Source organism: Paucilactobacillus suebicus DSM 5007 = KCTC 3549, assembly GCF_001434475.1.
Lineage (GTDB): Bacteria > Bacillota > Bacilli > Lactobacillales > Lactobacillaceae > Paucilactobacillus > Paucilactobacillus suebicus.
This window is the reverse complement of record NZ_AZGF01000032.1, coordinates 1-19903: the sequence shown is the minus strand read 5'-3', so window position 1 is coordinate 19903 and position 19903 is coordinate 1. Positions and strand designations below refer to the sequence as shown.

The 19903-nt window shown below is 42.2% G+C and carries 13 protein-coding genes and 1 pseudogene; 4 read left to right on the top strand and 10 right to left on the bottom strand.

The genetic code is table 11. The features are described 5' to 3' along the window. Nucleotides 1-100 precede the first annotated feature (100 nt). The 9 genes from FD16_RS10440 to secA2 form a co-directional block, all read right to left on the bottom strand. A complete protein-coding gene (locus FD16_RS10440; RefSeq protein WP_010622594.1) occupies nt 101-4105 on the bottom strand; it encodes a mucin-binding protein in 4005 nt (1334 codons plus the stop codon). A gap of 9 nt (nt 4106-4114) precedes the next feature. Continuing rightward, nucleotides 4115-5752 carry a KxYKxGKxW signal peptide domain-containing protein gene (locus FD16_RS10435; protein ID WP_010622593.1) on the bottom strand — a complete coding sequence of 546 codons (1638 nt, stop codon included), beginning with the start codon at nt 5750-5752 and terminating at the stop codon, nt 4115-4117. 633 nt (nt 5753-6385) lie between these two features. Beyond that, nucleotides 6386-7240 (bottom strand): hypothetical protein, encoded by an 855-nt coding sequence (locus FD16_RS10430; RefSeq protein WP_010622592.1) that lies wholly within the window; start codon nt 7238-7240, stop codon nt 6386-6388. After that, nucleotides 7230-8672: a glycosyltransferase gene (locus tag FD16_RS10425; RefSeq protein ID WP_010622591.1), complete on the bottom strand. Its 1443-nt coding sequence runs from the start codon at nt 8670-8672 to the stop codon at nt 7230-7232. The genes FD16_RS10430 and FD16_RS10425 overlap by 11 nt, the downstream gene beginning before the upstream one ends. Before the next feature lie 19 nt (nt 8673-8691). After that, nucleotides 8692-9483, bottom strand: a complete 792-nt coding sequence (asp3, locus tag FD16_RS10420; protein ID WP_029508402.1) for an accessory Sec system protein Asp3 — start codon at nt 9481-9483, stop codon at nt 8692-8694. A gap of 17 nt (nt 9484-9500) precedes the next feature. Further along, the gene (asp2, locus tag FD16_RS10415) at nt 9501-11069 is read right to left on the bottom strand and encodes an accessory Sec system protein Asp2 (protein ID WP_010622589.1); all 1569 of its coding nucleotides are present in this window, start codon (nt 11067-11069) and stop codon (nt 9501-9503) included. Further along, nucleotides 11056-12633, bottom strand: coding sequence for an accessory Sec system protein Asp1 (gene asp1 / locus FD16_RS10410; RefSeq protein ID WP_010622588.1), 1578 nt, complete (start codon nt 12631-12633; stop codon nt 11056-11058). Before asp1 ends, asp2 begins: the two co-directional genes overlap by 14 nt. Before the next feature lie 21 nt (nt 12634-12654). Continuing rightward, nucleotides 12655-13887, bottom strand: coding sequence for a preprotein translocase subunit SecY (locus FD16_RS10405; RefSeq protein WP_010622587.1), 1233 nt, complete (start codon nt 13885-13887; stop codon nt 12655-12657). Between the two features lie 28 nt (nt 13888-13915). Continuing rightward, entirely contained in the window at nt 13916-16300 is a 2385-nt protein-coding gene (gene secA2 / locus FD16_RS10400) for an accessory Sec system translocase SecA2 (RefSeq protein WP_010622586.1), read from the bottom strand. Between the two features lie 156 nt (nt 16301-16456). On the opposite strand from secA2, the gene FD16_RS12830 reads away from it, so the two are divergent. Then, entirely contained in the window at nt 16457-16645 is a 189-nt protein-coding gene (locus FD16_RS12830; protein WP_010622585.1) for a hypothetical protein, read from the top strand. Nucleotides 16646-16698: 53 nt separating this feature from the next. Continuing rightward, nucleotides 16699-17721: a glycosyltransferase gene (locus FD16_RS10395; protein ID WP_010622584.1), complete on the top strand. Its 1023-nt coding sequence runs from the start codon at nt 16699-16701 to the stop codon at nt 17719-17721. 109 nt (nt 17722-17830) lie between these two features. Here the strand turns inward: FD16_RS10395 and FD16_RS10390 are convergent, their stop codons facing one another. After that, nucleotides 17831-18802, bottom strand: coding sequence for an LPXTG cell wall anchor domain-containing protein (locus FD16_RS10390; RefSeq protein WP_156403251.1), 972 nt, complete (start codon nt 18800-18802; stop codon nt 17831-17833). Between the two features lie 76 nt (nt 18803-18878). On the opposite strand from FD16_RS10390, the gene FD16_RS10385 reads away from it, so the two are divergent. Together FD16_RS10385 and FD16_RS10380 are read left to right on the top strand one after the other, a co-directional pair. After that, nucleotides 18879-19550 (top strand): hypothetical protein, encoded by a 672-nt coding sequence (locus FD16_RS10385; RefSeq protein ID WP_010622582.1) that lies wholly within the window; start codon nt 18879-18881, stop codon nt 19548-19550. 12 nt (nt 19551-19562) lie between these two features. Further along, nucleotides 19563-19903 (top strand): annotated as a pseudogene (locus FD16_RS10380) (hypothetical protein); the annotation flags it as partial.

The window sequence follows — 19903 nt, the reverse complement described above, 5'->3', positions numbered from 1 at the left end:
GAGACCATGAACACTTCACGGGTCCGACCTTTCAAAAAATTTACCCACACAAAAACGGGACCGACTTTCATAAAGTCGATCCCGTTTTTAAAGTGTCAATCTAGTTTCTTTTACGACGTTTCAGTCCTAACATCGTCAGCAACATTGACATAGAAGTCAATCCCAGTAGCGTGGCGGCCTTGTCTTCTTGGTCACTCGTCTGTGGTAGTTTACCGGATTTAGCTTGATCATTGGTCTTAGCAGCCTGTTTGGCAGTCGTAATTTCATCACTCTGGCCAGTTGTATTTGAAACAACTTGAGGTTGAGCTGATGAAATGGTATCAGAATTCGACTGATTTTCAGCCGTTACATTGTCTTCCTGTTGACCATTTGATGGTGCCGTAGTTCCAGTTTGTACCGTCGTACTTGGAGAAGTTGACGGAACTGCCGTTTTAATTTGTGGGTTACCAGCTGTATCTTGCCCCTTTGGTGTCGTTACCGTAAACGTAATTGATGTTGTCTCGTCACCAATCGTTTGCGTACTTGACTCACCTGGAGTCAGCACATAACCCTCTGGTACGTTGGCAGTCACAATATCACCGCTGTTACCAATGAACGTGCTAGTACCAACGGTTTCACCGGTGACACTATCCACATATTTAACCGAATACTGTTGTGCACTAGGTGATGTACTTGGCACATCACTCTTAACCTGTGGGTTTGTGTTGGTGACTTGCATCGCATCATACTTAATCGTTTGGGTGTGTCCGGCTAAAGAAGCGGTTGGATCAGTATCACCCGTGATTGTGGTCAGTGTTTTAGCATCAGTGCCTGACTCTTCTGGCACATAAGTTGTCGTGTCGTTGGCCTGAATAATTGGTGCGGTTACCGCATTGATCGTCGTTACATCAGGCGTTGCTGTCCAGATACCAGTTGCTTCGTCGTGATCAATCGTCCAGGTGATGGTTTGTGTGTTATCGCTCGGCAACAATGCCTCATTAACATTTGAGTTAGCTGGTACAAATGCCGTTGTAACAGTTTGTTGCACCGTCGAAGTTTCATGTTTGTGAACCAACTGAATTGTGATTGGATCAGCACCATTGGCGGTAAATGTAACCGTCCCAGTCGCTGATTGCCCATTTGCTAGAGCGTAGCCAGCCGGAATTTCACTGGTAACATCGTAATTAGTAGTGCCATCTGTCACACCACTAACCGTAATTTCATTAGCGCCATCTTTATCTGGCACAGTTGCATCACTATTATCATTATCCACAAAGCTGATGTTGGTGGATTGTGTCTTAGCTGAAACATCAAGGGTTACGGCAATATTGTAAGTTAACTGTTCATCAGCAGAACCTGCTAATTGGCCAGTTGCTTGACTGTACCCATCGGTAAACATTTGGTCAATGATGTCATTAAAGTTGGCGGTGTTGACACTATCCTGATCCAAATCGAGAGGATAATTATCAGCGTTAAATTGTGCGACGGTTGCCGGAACGGTCTTGCCCAGTTCTTCGGTCATGAATTCCTGATAATCGTAGCCATCTAATTGTGGATCACCCCAATCAAGGTGCTTAGTTTGGGTAACTCCATTAGTTGTATTAGTGACATCAACACCGGTTGTCTGATCAATCTTTGTGATCGTATGACTTGAATTATCACCTTGTTCAATATCAACCGTGATCGTCGCCGAGCCATTACCTATTTGGGCAACAAATGTGGATTGGGCACCATCTGAAGCCTCTTCACTAGTCACAGTGTAAGTAACATCATCCAGATTGTAGCCTGCGTAGCTGATAGTATCATTGTCGTTGTTACCCTGAGTGATATTAAATTCTGTCACATCATTGTTGATTTCATCGCTTGTACCAGTGACATCATAGGTATTATCGTAACTGCCAAGGGTGGCGCCATTATCAGTATCGATGACCGTCACACTACCCGTGTTATTAATCGTGTCTGTCCTAGTTGCGTGAACCAAGTGAACCGTCACGGCGGCAACGTCGTCTGAATTCAGGTCAACTGTCCCTGAGCTAGCTTGATTACTTGCTAACTCATATCCTTTAGGAGCAGTAGCGGTCCACTCAACCGTACTATCATATGCGCCAGTAATTGGTGTTGATGACACAAGCGCCTCATTATTGTCATCATCGACATAATTAATCTTAGTTGAAACATCGTTATGCGTATAATTGAATGTCCATGTATCACTCAGGGCACTGCCATCGCCATAATCAGATAGTAAACTGGCTAGAGCGATTGCTGAATCGCCTGAACCAGACGTGATCACCACATGATTGTCTTGAAGTGCGAACATCACATCATCAGTATTAAACGTCTGACCATCAATCGTGACTGATGTGACTGTGTAATTATCAACAGCTGGAGCACTAATTGAGAGATCGTTTAATGACAGATCGTATGGTGAAATACCAGCATCGGTCTGGTTTAATAAGTTTAAAAAGTCCACCAGTGTCAGACCATCTTCGTCACCAGCATACTGACTAGTATACGTGTTATTAACTAAATCATGGGTATAATTGACGTTTGTGGTAATTGTCTTAACGGCTGGTGCATCGTCACCGCTGATCCCTGTTGTGTTAAGTGTCAGGGTATATGGTCTTGTCACAGTTTCAGTTTGGTGAACCAAATGAATTGTTATGTTGTTTGCATCAGCATTCGCTGAGAACTGATAGTTAACAGTTCCTGACTGCTTAGCTGCCAACGCGTAATTTGCTGGAAATACTGCCGTGTAAGTTCCAGTTTCATCAGTCACACCAGTTAGTTTAGCTGTGCTCATTGTTGTCCCGGTTGTGTCGTCAACATATGTGACGGTGATAGTTTGCGGATTAGCTGTGTAAGTAACGGTATCTGTGGCGTTAATATCCATGTGCTGAAAATCAATGATGCCGATAACAGCTTGTTGCATTAAGGTCTTTAGCTGAGCTAAAATATCTTGTTTTTGGCTGTCAGTAAGATCCGGATTTTCGTTTTCATTATTTAACTCAGTTACTTGACTTGTTAACTGGGTGATATCAACACCATCTTCATATTCGTCACCGGTTGTCGGGTCAGTATAAATGCCATAATAGTCCTTGATATACTCGTAATAGTCAGCAATATCTTGATCCGATAGTCCCAAAGCAGTCTGAACATCTGAACTAATATTGTAATAATCAATCGTATTGCCGGCCGTCGCATAATCAGTTAATTTTTGGTAAACGCTGCTACCATTAGCAACACCGGTAAATGAAGCAGCTTGATCAGCCGTGTAACCGGCGATGACTGGTGTGATGACTGGTGTAATCGCTGTGTCGGTCGTTCCATTGAGTACATGATTAACATTAATATCATTGGCGTTGTCATCTTGTCCCAAATCAATCTTAAACTCGGCATAATTCATGTCAGAATCAGATGAGGTGTAATTAACTGTATTATCGGCTGGAGTTTGATCGCCTGCGCCAACATAATAAGTAGTTAAGTTAACATTACGACTCAAATTAACAATCGGCTCGGTGTAATTGATCGTGATAGTTTCATCATTGTCACCAAATGTAGCTGGTAAGTCAACTGGTACCAAGTTACCGTTTGCATCAGTAGTGAGCTGATCACCATTGACCAACAACGTTATACCTAAAGCATATTCTTCGTCACCCAATGGATAAGACGTAACTAACTGATAATAATAATTAGTAGGGACGGTTGTGCCAGCCAAATTAGCGGCTATTTCATCGTAAGCTGCCTGACCATATGCATCGATAAATGCTTCCTTAGAGGTTCCAGCTAGCATGTTAATCGCGTCCGTGACTGGTGTTAATACCTCACTAAGGTTGCCATCATCAGTGGCGGTACCATATTTCCCGCTGATCGTACCAGTACTAACGACTGTGCCGTTGTTAACCCACTGAATAGTGTAGGTAGTGGTTTCCTTCTCAACATGAACAACAATTGGTTCGGCACCGGCACTGGTGAAATCAATCGTGCCGGTAGCTGAACTATTGAGCGCAACCACATCATGTTCCGGAATATCAGTCGTGACATCATAGGCTGATGTTCCATCAGTAACGCCAGTAACAGTAATGGTACTAATCACAGCACCATTGTTATCATCATCGACGATTGTCACAGTTGTGGATTACGCCTCAGGAGTGTAGGTAACCGTCAATGCCTGATCAGACGGATTTATAGTTGTTGGTCCGAGAACAAAATCTGAAGAGACATCTGTGGTATACCCAGGAATATCAGGAATCACATTAGTTTGATCTGGAACCCAGGTATATTCTCCAGTGCTAGCATCATAAGTTCCCGTCCATGTGACATTTTCGTTCACATTAGCTGGTGTCTGATCGCCGGCCCCTTGGTAGGTAACACTGTAATTGGTAGTTGTTTGTAAAGTTGTCGTTTCGTAACTAACTTTCTCACTCGTCTTGGTTGGTGCAGTTGGAACCGCCAATGTGAATGAAACACTACCAATAAACTGAATTGGTTGAGTGTTATTAACAGACCCGTCACTGTTTAGGCCAACATAGAATGTATAGTCAGTTTCAGTTACTCCCTGTTGCAAAATCCAAACTTGTCCTGATTGGTCATCTGAATTCAAAGTAGCATTATCGGTATTTCTAAATGTTCCATCCGCCAGTTTTTCCACTTGGCTACCATACATAACACTGACATATGGATTATTAATGCCAATGCCTTGATTACCATCGATATCGGAGAATCCTAAAATAACATCTAACGAAGCAGGCTCACCGTTATCGGCATAAAAATACTGAACTGTTGTGGTAACGTCCTGCACATTATGTGGTGTAAAACCGATTTGATCAGTGTAAATTTGCACATACGAATCCGACGTTCCTTGTGCCGGGGTATAACCAGTCACTGTTTCGACAACGTTAATTTCTCGACCAGTTTGTGGGTCTACAAACGCATTGTCATATTCCCACGTAGGATCTTCTCCAGTGCCTAATGGTACCTTACTGTTGTTTGAATAGTCGGATGAAAACGTATATCCATCAGTTAAATTAACATCAGCGACCTTCTTAGCCTGATCCGAAACCTGTTCATCTGTGCCACCACCGAAGAAAGACTTGATTGTATCAACGTCCCATTCAGCAGTTGAACTACCACCAGTTGCTTGAGGAACAATTGAAACAACATCATTATCATAATTTGATTTGCTAACAGCGTATGCCGCATCATCACTTTGCTGAGCAACAGTTGTTTGATCAATTGATGCCGCCTGTGACTGATAATCTGCAGCGACCGAATCAGCCGCGGAATCTAGTTGATCTGGTGCTACTGAGACAACATTGTTGGAACTAGTAACCGTTGCACCTGCATCACTAGCTGCACTAACGGAACTATTTAACCCACTCGTTGCCGACTGCATCGTGCTGGCTGCAGATGAATCAGTAGCTTGTTCATCACTGGTAGCTGGTGCTGTAGATGCAGCATCGCTACCACTGCCGTCGGTTGTATCAGATGTTACTGCTGCTGTCTTAGCACTGGTAGCAGTACTAGCTTTAACACTCAAAGCCACATTCGAAGCACTTTGCAGATCAGTTGAAGCATTCGAACCCGTATTTTCAGCGGTTGTACCAGTAGTAGTTGTATCAGCCTGAGCATTCAAACTACCACTAAAAATTAGACCAGCACCCATTGCTAATCCAGCAATGCTTGCATATACCCACCTTTTACCGGCTTTATATGTTTTATGATGGATCTCTAAATTATTGCGCACTACTTTAAGGTTATTATTTTTACCAACCATGATGATTCCTCCCGAAAATCTCTATCTGTATGTAATCGTCTACTTATCACCAAATTACGCCCACATTCGTAATTATCAGTTTCACAGAAAAGTATACTCAAATGTTATTTAGCTTAATCTTATCTAATTAACGTTAACCCCCTTAACATTATTTACCAGTATTATACAGCGTAACGTTCAACCGTGAAAGACGTTCGCACAGGTTAAATTAATTACGGCTATTATATAAATTAAAACTAATAGTGTCCTAAATCAGATGTATCCAGTATTTCTATACCAACTTGTATGTTCTACCTTCATTATAGAATGTCTATTTTGTATAAAGCTTAAGTGCTGTTTTGTAACATGTTTGTAATATAAAACACACCTGGCTGAAACCCTGAGCTGGGTTTTAGTCGGGTGTGTCTTTGTGGCCTAGAACAAGCATTGGTTACATATTTTAACTCGGTACTAAATTGGCTATTTTTAGTATTGCTTACAGGTAACTTTTTTTATTTACCACGAATACTTTATTTGACTAAATGAGTTCCGTAAGCACTGAGACCTAACGTATAAGGCCACTATGGTCATTGATCGTCGAACCCCTGACGATCAATGACCATAGTGGCCTTATACACCGGTCTCAAACCGTGCTTACTGCACTCTCTCTTTTACTCTCGAAACATCAAAGTTTCCCATTACCAACTTGTTATAATCGCCCTTGTCCAAGACAACCTCTTCAATTGTTGGAATATTACCTTCCAACGTCGCCATCAAGTTGCCTTTTACTTCGCCATTATCATCAAAAGCTGGTTCATCTAAGTACAGCGTGTTACGCGAACTTAACTTACTCAACGCATCGATTTCGACACCCATATAGGTAATACCAGTCGTATCAGCCGTTTTAACGATCTGTGAAACTTGATCAGCAATAAAATCATTCATTGAATCATATCGGACCGAGATCTCGTGAGTCTCAGGATCTTCAACCGTGATTAGGTTGACCATCCCCTGGTACAAATAAAATCTGACAACGGGACGCTCTTCATCATCAACAAAGTCCATTCGCTGAACTTCGTTATGACTGTAATAAATATTGCTAAATAAATGGCCATCATAGGTATACTCTTGCGAATAATCATTGGTACCATGAATATTAGTATAATTTATTTCCTTAACGAAGCGTCGTGTTCCTTCGTACAACGTCATTTGGGCGATTTCATCACCATCACTGATGATTGAAATACTGCCATCGCCGTTCATAAAGACTTCTGCCCCATCCACCGTTGGCACCTCGTTGAAGAATAGGTATGACCCCTTATGATACGTGCGCTTGGTGAGACGATCGACCAAGTTAATTGCCTTGACGTGCTCACTTTGCACCAGCCCGAAGAAGCCAGGATTGGGTGCCAGTGTGATCACACGGCCATTAGGCTCTTGTGCGCGTTTTTTTTGATCAGCCCAGTTATCAGTTCCTGGATCAATCATATTCACAATTTCATAGTGCATTGATAAGCTCCTTCCACTGCTGAGCGATCACATGATCTTGATAGTCTTCAACAGATTTTTTCGTATTAGCTCTTAATTTTTGATAATCTGAGTTAATTAATTTATGAATTCCATCAACCAATTGATTAACATTAAATTCGTCATCTTCACGTTTAAATGTTTCCAGGAAACCATTAATGCCATCATGAACCAGTTCTAGCGCACCGAACCGGGCGTTAAAGGTGATCACTGGTAATGCCGCATTCAAAGCTTCAATGTAAGTTAACCCGAATCCTTCAGAAAATGATGCCGAAATAAACGCATCGTAATTTGGATAGACTTGATCAGCATGATCCGTCAACCCCATTAATTTGATGTAATCCTGAGCGTTACTTTCTTCAATCGTTTTTTGAATCTTATTATGTTCCTCACCAAGGCCGTAAATATCAAGTGCAACTGGCGTACCTTCATCGTGGACCTTAGCGACTGCCTGAACAATCAGATCAATGTGTTTTTCGGAGGCTAATCGTGAAATACTAATGAATTTGATTGGTGATTGCATGTCGCGATCAACATTGATTTCTTCAACATGGTCACTGACACCCCCAACCGGAATCGCCACGATTTGATTTTGGCCGTTAGGAAAATCAACCAGTAAATCATCACGTTGTAGCTTGGTGGCAGTGATCATCCGATCGACCCTGTCCATGTGAGTTAAAGCGTACTCGTAGTAGTTGTTCCAGAGTGGTTTCTTCGGATCATCACGATCAGAAAGGTGATCGGCGTGCATTACTTCGATAATCTTCAGACCAGGTAATTCACGATCAAATAAAGCAGCTTCACTAGCCTCACCACGATCAACAATGTAATTATTATTATGATCGTAGGCTTGATCCAGTTGCTCGAAGAAGTAACGTTGTAACTGAACCTCGTTTCTAAAGAACATGTGGCGTCCTTGTTCGTTAAACAAATGAATGTTAGCTAAAACGGTGCCACGGTGTGGATCTTCAAGTGTTTCATACATTACCCGGCGTTCGCCAGTATTTTCATTGAACAATTCAATCCGTGAGGTGCTGACTAATAACATTCCCTCATCTTTAGGATCCGGATACTTGATAAAGTGTTCAACCAGACGCATGCCACCGGTCGTCACCGTTTCTTTTTTACGATGAGTATCAGTGCTGTCAATCACTGTGTCTTCCTTTCGCTCGTAGCGTTTAGGTACTCCCTGAGTGAAGTAGTCTCCGCCAAAAACGAAATATTCCCACATGTTAATGACCTGATCATTTTTTAAATTCCATTTATCCATGGCTTCATGCAGTTCGCGCACCAGCTCCGTGAAGACGAAGCGGTAGGGCAGTTGTGCCTGATCGAACCGCTTAGCACGATAAAACTCCGCATGTTCGACCCCCGAATTACCGAGTCCCATTGCTCGATTAACAAAAAAATTCATTCTGCGACCTCCTGTGTGATCATTCGCTGTCATTTAATAATCCTTGCATTTCCTGCATTACATAATCTGGCTGAGTACCCTGCCGGCTGAGATGAATCTTTCCCGGTTGTGGCGTACCATCCGTCAAATGTGCTATTTTCTCCATTACCATTTGGTATGCATGCTTTAATTTTAAATCAGTTTTGTCTCGATTATTAGTAGTTCGCTGATTTAACAATAGATAAAAAATCGGTCGCTGTGTGTTAAGGTTGCAACTCACCGTGGTGAAATTTTTCTGTGTTAACACTAGTTCACTATCAGCAACATCATCGAACTGTTTAGGTGTTGCGCTCAGTAAGCCTCCGTTACTGTCATAGTCGAATTCAAAATTACCCCAAACTCGCTGTTCAGCCAGCTCTAGAAAATCGAAAGTCAGTGACTGGTGACTGGCATTCACCAGCGCAATGTCGTACCTAACTGCGCCAAATGGGTATGTAAATCGACCGCCTTCGGCATTAAAAAATTGTTCATCAACTACCAGCTTGTCTTCGTCAAAAAAACGAATTGCCACGTAAACTGATTCTGCTGGTGACTCATTAAATTGAGCCGCAATATGATAGCGGACCCCCTGCTTTAATAACGGCAGAGCCGGTCCCGTCTTTTGGGTAATGTAATTAGTAGCCGAGTGCCACGTATGCAGCGCTTGCCCTGGAGGCATCATGGGACTGGCATAACTAACCCGATCACTATCATCAAAGCTAATTGTGGCACCGTAATTGTAGGTATCATGCTGCTCACGCGGCCATCTGATAATGTAAATTAAATTGTTCATTTGCTCACGCCCATTCATTATTCATAATGCCGATCAAAGCCCGTTGTTAACAGATTGTAGTACTGGCTGGAGAAATAACTAACGATTCCGCCCGTATTGTCATTATGGCGGCCAATTAACCCTTTATGCAGAATTTTACCCTCTGGATATCGCTCCTTCAGATAATCAAACATCTCTGGAAAGGCATCGACATCGTAGTCATCATTGAGCATGTAGCCAAACACAAAGGTGGTTTGCTTAAAATTGCCCTTCTTGAAGGTTTGCCAGAACACGTCATTCAGTTCATCGACAGCCGCGGAATTATTATGACCAGTGGCGTCCAGTAAAATATCCAGTGCTGTTCCGAAATCATCTGGCCGATTAATCCGGAAGTTTTCGGCAATTGTACCGATGTGAATCAGTGGTTTGCTGGCAACCACCGCGTACGGATTCAGTCGGGCCGCATAGTAAAGTGCTCCAAAGGTCCCCATGGAAAGCCCGGATAAAATCAATTGATCATGCTTAAAGTTTAACCGCTGTAATGATTGTTCAATTACCTGGACAATCGCATCTTCTAACTTTTCGCTACCAATGTAAAAGCCTCCACCCTCAAAGCGCGTATCTGCAATCAGTAAAAACGGTGAATTCATCTTTTGAATCATGAAGAAACCTTCGTAACCTTGTGTTTCACGATAACCTGAAAAATAAACATTCAGTGGTGGTTTCATGTCACCAGCATTGAATAAGTAAAGGATTTGGCCATTCAAGTTTTCTGGATCGGAGATGTGCTTGCCGCCGACCATTAAATCACCAAAGCCGCCACGCGACTGGCGGATATGCACGGAACCGATATTGACGGTTCCCGTCCCCTTAGCCCACACATTCACGTAAACGTTGATATCATCGGGGCCTGTTTCAAAGTGTTGCGGTTGAAAAACATCATCCCCATCAAAAACGTATTCAGCTTTCACCTCAGTCAAACCGTCAAGGATACACACGTGATACTGCAACTGGACGTTACCTTCCAGAACCCGCTGTTCAGGTAAAGCCTCCATTTCGATATCTTTACTATCCCAGTAAGCCATGCGCCATTGCGCCAGCGGTCGGTAATCATCCCCAAAAGATGCTTTAAATCTAGTATATGTAGTGCCGATTTGAGTTGCTTCGCCAGTAAAACTTTCGTCAATTTTAAAATCGATATTACCAAGTTTTAAGCCATTTTGGCGGGCAAAAAAGTACAAGCTAATTTGCCGAGCAACAGCCGCTGAATCGTTCAAGTCAAACGGATGGGCGTTTCGTAATGCAAACAACTTGGCAATTTCATCAGTTGTATCAATTTGGCGATCATAGATAATGTTATTCGCCGGTAACTGAGCAATGATGTCAGCATTATCCTTCACCGCTGCATCACCTGCAATAATGTAGATTGCAAGCAAAAAATGACTGTCCAGCTGACCATCATTAAACAAATTATATTTGCCGTGACGAAAACTATCCAGATCTTGATCGGGCACGTAAATTGCCTCAAAGTCTTCAGATAAATCAGCTAAGTCAAGTTGGGTCCCGCCTAGCTGAATCACGTTAGTTATGATTTTATGCTCTGCCATTTGCTAAAATATCCTTCCAAAATTCTACCAATTGCACCGATGAATACTTTTCAATCAGATCAATATTTTTGATCAAAGACACATTCCAATTACGTAGCACCGCCAAAAAGTAGTCTAACGCCGCATCAATTTCACTAGCTTTATTAATTAACGTACCGTTTTCGGACGGGATCACATACTCAGATTTACTCGTATTAATCTGAGGAATTCCGGCACTGATCGCTTGAATCTGCACAAACAAATTCGGTACCGGTGCCAAATCAACGACGACTCGAGCAGTATCCAGATCTTTTAACAACTTTTTTTGATTCTCATTTTCTTTAACTTCGATTCGTTCCAGCAATCCTGCTGCGACCCTGATGTTACTCCAGAAAGGCATCTTCTTTAATCTGTCGATGGCTTCTTGTTGATCCTGAAACAAAGCCTTTTCCTTCATGCTACGCAGGTAACTGCGAACGGTTTGAACCTCATCGTTGCGGCCAAGCAGACTGTATTGATCTTGGACTAACTGCTGAATCTGAGCTAAAAAGCGCGCCGATTGTTCCTTTGAATCCGTGTTAATGCTAAGTTCCCAATCGTCATGTGCAATGGTTCCCTGAATCAGACGGTACACAACTTGATCGGCAAGTGCATTATTCGCATGATCCACGTTCCAAAAGATTTTCATATTATCTTGTTCATTGCTGACACCCAAATCAAGGTCCGTACTATACGGTGCGTGACTGAGAATCTGTGGTGCCGTCAGTTGTTGCTTGAGTGGTTCAACCAGCGATTGTAATGGTACGACCACCGTTTGTGCTCGCCGATTCAGTACTTCGACAGCTTCAGGCTGAATTCTAGCGTGACTACTGTCGTACTGAACGACGAAATGACATTGCACATCATCGTCAATTTGATCGGCCACTTCAATAATTGTTTCATCAGCAGCTGCCACAATTTGATCAATTTGATGTTCTTGTAAGTGACGGTTAACAAACTCAACCACAATATCTTGCAATGAACCGTATGACTGTTGATCAAATCTTTGCTGTTGGTCAGAATCTATCTGGATCTCACCATCAGCATTCGCCGTCATAATTAATTGATGATGTTCGTTGAACCACTGAATTTCCTGTAGTTGTCCATTAGCCAGCGTTCGATGACTAGTAATAAAACCACGATCGTCGTACACATCAATATTTTCGGTACCTTCATCGTAGTAATGAACCGCTGATAAATAGCTGTCTGAACTGACTTCAGCACTCGCAATTTTAGTGCGTCCTTCATAGATAAACATGCCACTTCTCGAATAGACGCGGTTAGCACTAATCGGCCAAGTCAGATCCGTCACATCTGCCGGTTGTCCTTCTCGAACACCGATATTTTGAATCTCATCAAACACGTTCCACCAATCAGTTTCAAGCAGATTGTAGCGATGCAGTAAGTAACGCAAGCTAGGTAAGTACTGGACAAGCATCAGATGTACATCAATTTTATTTTGTTTAAAATTATTTGCCAAACTAATCATGTCATCGTACACAAGACTTAATTTGTCATCTTGCCATGCTGGCAGTAAAGTTACCATTTCGTCAATCTCCTCAAGGTTCTAAAGCAAACTGTAATTATTTTTATTGGCTAAGGCTCGAACTTGTTCAATCACGTTATCAATCATCGTTATCAGGATCATCAAGTTCCCAAAGTAAAACGACATATTGGCATAGCCGGAGACATTTAGACCGACTAACAACGGCGTAATCGCTACGAAGACGAGGTAGCAATTACCAAAAAAGGTCATAAACATCAGTCGTCGAATCAGTAATTGTTCGGTTGCATCGCCCGGAGCCACGTTATAGAAATAATCGCCAGAGTTACGCAAGTTTTTAGCTACATCAGTTGGCAAAAAATTAACAAATGCGAACGCATAGCCCAGAAAGACAATCACTGCACCGTAGATGATAATTCCAGTTAAGTTGTCATACGTCAAATAGTCGTTAATAAATCGCGCCCACGGTTGATTTTGATTGTTGGCAGTAATCAAGTACGTGGGAATCATGAATATCGACGTTGAAAACATGAACGGCATCGCACCAGCAGTCAGAAAGCGAATTGGCAGGTATGAGCCTGCATAATCGTTTTCAACTAGTGGGCGTTGCAACGGTAATCGCATTTCCGCACGGTTCAAGTACACTGTGAAGCTGACAAATATCAGCGTCACAATTACCAAAATCACAACGTTAACGGTAGTGTACTCAAATCGGTCACCAATGCCCAACCCGGTGGTCAGCATGCTAGGTAAACTAGTGGCCAGGCTTGGAACAATCATCATCCCCAGCCCGCCAATCCCTAGATTAGCATTCACGTCCGCCATCCAAGCTACCAGCATTGCGCCGCCGACCAACATCAGGATAATCAAAACAAACGCTGCCTGGGTTCCAAAAATTTTGGCAATGGGTGTTGCTGCCAAGATTTTACGCAATGTATACACCATTTGAAATCCTTGCAGAATTGCAATAATCAGCGTGATCAATCGTTGAAAGAAGCCACTGACTTCTTCCGGCAAATTTTGAATGCCTTCGGAATTAAACAGCGTCACCGCTTGCCATAAAATCATGCTGGTCATATAGGGGCCAACCCCTAATGAAAACAGTGTTGGTGAACTCATTTGGCCTCCAGTAACATTACCGAAAAGCTTCATCAGTGTATTGTTTCTTAATGCCTGTTCGGCCTGAGAGGCATCCATACCTGGTAAGACAATTTGGCGGCCCAGCTCCAAAACCATCAGGAGAAGTGCCGTCCAGGCTATTCTTTTAGTTAAATCCTTGTTCCATCTGATTCTCATGCAGGTACTTCCTCGTGATTAATAGAAATTATGGAAACTCAACGTCAATCTTGCCGTTGGGCTGATATTTAAGCGTCGATAGTAGCAAGTACTTCGTAGCGTTTTGCCAGAAGGTTTGCTTCATTTTCTCAAATGACATCTTTGATTCTTTTTGATACTCGTAAACCGGATTGCGTTGTGCGGTGCTTCGGTTCGTCACGACGGCCTTAAGTTGCTGCAAATTATCAACATGTTCAATCCACGCATTATCAATTGCCTTCAGAATCGTCAACCGCTCATAATACAGAAATTGTGCATCATCAGTAAACTTAGCACGTTGCTGTTTGAAACAGTGTTGCAATTCTTGCATTAAAAAGTTGCTGACAGCGCTCGGATCATCACGATCTAAGTTAGCTAACCGGTAACGGTTCGGCACGTAATTGTAGTTCATCGTGTTGTAGATAAAATCAGTAATATCTTCAGTGGTTAAATCATGGTGAGTTGCCGCAAAATCTTCCACTAGGTCAGTAAAAATTTTATCAATAAATGGTTGCAAATCATCATTTTGCATCATTTGGTCACGGAATTGATAAATTGTGTCTCGCTGCACCCGAAAAATTTCATCATACTCTAGCGTCTGGAATCGTTCACTACGGGAAGCTGCCTCGGCACTAACCTGCACATGGTGAATAATACGCTTGAATCGGTGCTTAACCAGCCGTTTACCAAACGTTCGTTTACCGGACTGAATTTCTGCATCCATCGTTTTTCTGAATCGTTTGACCCATTTAGGTCCGTGTTGCACAACAATTTTGTCTTCTAGTGAAACATAAAAAATACTGTCTCCTGGATCACCCTGACGCCCGGCACGGCCACGGAGTTGATTATCGATACGTTCACTTTCCATGCGTTCGGTACCAACCACCAGCAATCCGCCCTTTTCTTTCACACCAGGACCTAGCTTAATATCGGTACCGCGGCCGGCCATTGAAGTCGCAACGGTAATTGCACCCGGCTGACCTGCTTCCTCAACAATTCGTGCCTCTTTGGCCTCACTACGCGCATTTAGCAGATTATGCACGATACCTTCTCGTAACATTAACCGTGAGTATAAATTCGACATTGAAACCGAACCGGTTTCGATTAGTACCGGTCGTTTTTGATCGTATGCCTGCTTGATTTGATCTACCGAAGCATAAATCTTCTCCTTGTTGGTAACAAACATTTTATCCGGGTGATCCTGACGAATCGTTGGTTTGTGGGTTGGCACTGTGTAGACATTTAAATTATAAATTTGGCGAAATTCTTTGACGTCAGTTTTGGCAGTTCCCGACATCCCCGACAGTTTTTTGAACATTCTGAATAAGTTTTGGTAAGTTACAGAAGCCATGGCGCGACTTTGAGTTGAAACTTTGACGCCCTCTTTAGCCTCAATTGCTTGGTGAAGGCCAGATTCCAGTTGGGTTCCTTCAAGTGCACGGCCGTTAGCCTCATCAAGCAGCAAAACTTCACCGTCCGCAACAACATATGCCTTGTTGCGGATATATAGGTAATTAGCTTTTAGAGCTAGAACCAAATGTCGGTACAGTTCTTTCCACTTTGGTGACAGTAACCCCGTAATTCCAAAGTAACTTTCCATCGTCTGAATCCCGGTTTCCGTAAACCAGGCTTTCTTCGTATCATCACTAAGCTTAACATCCACATCCCGATCCAACATTTTAACAATCCGATCAGTTGATTCAAACAAGTTTGATTGTACTTTTGGTGCGCCAGAAATGATCAGCGGTGTCTGTGCCATATCGAGCAAAATCGAGTCTACTTCGTCAATTAAGGCATAGCGAAAGCCCTGCATATGTTGGCTACTTTTAGTTGAGGCCAAGTTATCAATCAGATAATCAAATCCCAGAGAACTGTTGGTTGTATAGACAATATCAGCCGCGTAAACCTGATCCTTATTGATTTCATCGTCCGAACCCTCAGGTAACACGCCAGCCTCAATTGTTAAACCAAGCCAACGGTACACGACACCCATTTCGGTGGCATCACGCACAGCCAAATAAGGGTTAGCAGTAATCAAAAAATTACCAACCCCCAACAGGCCATTTAAATACATCGGCATGGTGGCGGTTAACGTTTTACCTTCACCAGTCTTCATTTCCGCAATGTTGCCGTCATGTAAAATAATTGCACCAACTACCTGAACAAAGTACGGCTCTAACCCAAGAACTCGATTATCGGCCTCACGAGCAACAGCATAGGCTTCTACCATCAGATCATCAAGAGTCTCGCCATCTTGTAATCGTTGTTTAAAAATAACAGTCTGTCCCTGCAGTTCATGATCGGACATTTGTTGGTATTTAGGTGCTAAATCAATAATTTGCTGGGCAATTTTATTATATTTTCTAAGTCTAAAATTTTCTCTGAAATTGTTCATTAATGTTACCAATATATTACCTAGCTTATACTTTAATTAAAAATCATTTAGAAATCGCTTATTAATCAAACGATAATTGCAATAAATACTCATTTACGCCTATGATAACGGCATTCGCGTTGACAACATTATAACACAGACTATACTATAAGTATTATGAGTAAACCAGAAAAGAAATTACTCGATAAAGATATCGAGGAACGATTTGAATACGAAAAAAGATTCGTGATTGATCCTGATCATGAATTCTCCAAGTCCACCATCATTCAGATTGGCATCTCAATCATGCTGGTGTTAATTGTCATGGGTTCTCTGATTTATACGTTGGTAAAGATTCTTAGCTAACGTTGGCATATAATTAACAGTGGTATAAAAATAATACGAATAGAGGATCACACATGACCAAATGGGTAACAAAAATTATACAGCCGCACACCGTCGATGCCGTTTTTAAGGCAAAAGATGATATTACGACCATCGCACAAAGCGTGGGATACGATAACATGAGTATTTTCCGCTATGCGGTTGATTCTGATACCGATAAAATGTTGAATGCACGACTTGACGGCATTGTCGCTGGTGTAGATGATGGGGACATTATTTTATACCAGTACCCTAACTACTTGGGTGAAAGGTTTGATACGGACTTTGTTGACCACGCCCACTTAATGGGAGCCAAAGTGTTCATTTTTGCACACGATTCAGAACACATTCGTGGTGCTGAATGGGACGGCTACGACGAGGTAGAATTTTTCAATAACACTGACGGCATCATTGCCCATAATAAAGCTATGCGTGATAAGTTAATCGAATCAGGTGTGGCGGTGCCAATTATTAACAATTACATGTTCGATTATTTGTACTACGGTAAAAACCGTTGGGAAGATCCCAAGGCTGAATTTGAAAAGGAACTTGTTTTCGCAGGTTCACTTGGTAAGTCAGACTTTCTGACCAACTGGGATCATCAAACCAAATTAGCGGCTTTTGGGCGAGATGAACAGAAAAATCTTAGTCCCAATGTGGACTACCGTGGTGAATTTCAACAAGAAGAGCTCATTAAACACTTACCTTACCGATTTGGTCTTGCGTGGGATACTAACCTCAAAGACGGTGGCACTTATGGTGAGTACACCCGCTTCAATAACCCACATAAAGTCTCAATGTATCTTTCTCAGGCATTGCCTGTCGTTGTTTGGGACGAGGCCGGAATTGCTCCATTTATCGTCAATAACGACTTAGGCATTGCAATTTCTTCATTGGATAATATTGATGAGGAACTGGCCAAACTATCCGAAGAACGTGTCGCTCAATTACGTCGTAATGCGGCCAACATGAGCAAACTGCTACGGCAAGGTTACTTTACCAAACGTGCGATTTTGAAAATGGAAGAGCTTGCCGAGTTTGGTGATATTACTTACTAATTAAAAATCTAAATTTGTTGGGTCTGAGATTATTCTCAGGCTCTTTTTTTATCAAAACACAAATATGGTACTCCCTTAAAATCTGGGAATACCATATTTTTTTTGCTTATTAATCTTTTTTACGACGTTTCAAACCTAGCACGCCAATTATTACACCTAAAATACCAAGTCCTGTTGCTTCAACGCCCATTTGATCATCAGATGTTTGAGGCAATTTACCCTTAGGATTCTCAGTTGAATGAGTACTATCGTTCTTTGAAGACTGAGAATTGACAGCATTTCCTGATGCGGTGGTAGGATCGTCAACCGGATTTGCTTGTCCAGATAATTCTGTTCCAGTAGTTTCATGGCCGGTTGTACCAGTTGATAATGCGTCAGTGGCAACGTTGGTGGATGTACTATTACCGGCTGAATTTTGACTAGCTACACTCCGACTCAATGCTGCACTGAGACTGCGGCTTAATGATTCAGATTGACTCAAGCTTAGTGATCTACTTGTACTTTCACTATCCGATGTCGATTGTGATGAAGAAGCAGTGGCATCATTAGCTGCCCGACTTAGAGATCCAGATGTTGAATAACTGGTACTAAATGACTCACTTAAACTGGTGCTCAATGAAGTCGATACAGAATAACTTGTTGATATAGATGAACTTAGGCTTTGACTTAACGAGGCTGAATCGGAATAGCTATCAGACTGCGAGACAGACTCACTTTGACTAAGTGATTTACTCAAACTAGCACTGATCGAAGTTGAGGTTGAGTAACTTCTACTTAGTGAAGCACTGACACTAGCGCTAACAGAAGCGGAATTTGAAAAACTTTCACTAAGTGATTCACTAACCGAAGTGGATTCGCTAAAGTTTGTTGGATCGCTATTCATACTGCGGCTGATCGCCTCGCTAGTACTTCTACTCAAAGATTCAGATGTTGATTGACTGAGACTTAACGACGTACTCTCACTTCTGCTGATGGAATCTGAAGTTGAATGGCTCAAACTTAGCGACTGACTAGTACTGTCACTTAATGACTCAGATGTTGATTGGCTAAGGCTGAGTGATTCACTCGTACTGTTGCTCAACGATGCTGTCTGAGAAGACGTCGTTGTTGTATCACCAATGAGGCTCCGACTCAATGACGTTGAGGTTGAATAGCTAGTGCTAAATGACGTTGATTTCGAACCACTGATTGACTTGCTTACTAAAGTCGACTTTGAACCTGAAACCGACTTACTAAATGACGTTGATTTCGAACCACTGATTGACTTACTCAACGACGTTGATTTCGAGCCGGATACTGACTTGCTCAATGATGTTGATTTCGAACCAGAAATTGATTTACTCAACGAAGTTAACTTTGAACCAGATACTGATTTACTCAACGAGGTCGATTTCGAACCTGAGACTGACTTACTCAACGAAGTTGATTTCGAGCCAGAGATCGACTTACTCAACGAAGTTGATTTTGAACCACTGATTGATTTACTCAATGAGGTTGACTTTGAGCCAGAGACTGATTTACTCAACGAAGTTGATTTTGAACCAGAAATTGACTTACTCAATGAGGTTGATTTCGAACCTGAAATAGACTTGCTCAATGATGTCGACTTCGAACCAGATACTGATTTGCTCAATGACGTTGACTTCGAGCCTGAGATCGACTTACTCAATGACGTTGACTTCGAACCGGAGACTGACTTGCTCAACGAGGTTGACTTTGAGCCAGAGACTGATTTACTCAACGATGTTGATTTTGAACCTGATATTGATTTGCTCAACGATGTCGACTTCGAACCAGATACTGATTTACTCAACGATGTTGATTTTTAACCTGAGATTGATTTGCTCAATGAGGTTGACTTTGAGCCAGAGACTGATTTACTCAACGAAGTTGATTTTGAACCAGAAATTGACTTACTCAATGAGGTTGATTTCGAACCTGAAATAGACTTGCTCAATGATGTCGACTTCGAACCAGATACTGATTTGCTCAATGACGTTGACTTCGAGCCTGAGATCGACTTACTCAATGACGTTGACTTCGAACCGGAGACTGACTTGCTCAACGAGGTTGACTTTGAGCCAGAGACTGATTTACTCAACGATGTTGATTTTGAACCTGATATTGATTTGCTCAACGATGTCGACTTCGAACCAGATACTGATTTACTCAACGATGTTGA

Coding starts and splice junctions, on each gene's coding strand:
- FD16_RS12830 (WP_010622585.1), top strand. CDS start 16,457: ATGAGTAAACCAGAAAAGAAATTACTCGATAAAGATATCGAGGAACGA.
- secA2 (WP_010622586.1), bottom strand. CDS start 16,300: ATGAACAATTTCAGAGAAAATTTTAGACTTAGAAAATATAATAAAATT.
- asp3 (WP_029508402.1), bottom strand. CDS start 9,483: ATGAACAATTTAATTTACATTATCAGATGGCCGCGTGAGCAGCATGAT.
- asp2 (WP_010622589.1), bottom strand. CDS start 11,069: ATGGCAGAGCATAAAATCATAACTAACGTGATTCAGCTAGGCGGGACC.
- FD16_RS10430 (WP_010622592.1), bottom strand. CDS start 7,240: ATGCACTATGAAATTGTGAATATGATTGATCCAGGAACTGATAACTGG.
- FD16_RS10425 (WP_010622591.1), bottom strand. CDS start 8,672: ATGAATTTTTTTGTTAATCGAGCAATGGGACTCGGTAATTCGGGGGTC.
- FD16_RS10435 (WP_010622593.1), bottom strand. CDS start 5,752: ATGGTTGGTAAAAATAATAACCTTAAAGTAGTGCGCAATAATTTAGAG.
- FD16_RS10395 (WP_010622584.1), top strand. CDS start 16,699: ATGACCAAATGGGTAACAAAAATTATACAGCCGCACACCGTCGATGCC.
- asp1 (WP_010622588.1), bottom strand. CDS start 12,633: ATGGTAACTTTACTGCCAGCATGGCAAGATGACAAATTAAGTCTTGTG.
- FD16_RS10405 (WP_010622587.1), bottom strand. CDS start 13,887: ATGAGAATCAGATGGAACAAGGATTTAACTAAAAGAATAGCCTGGACG.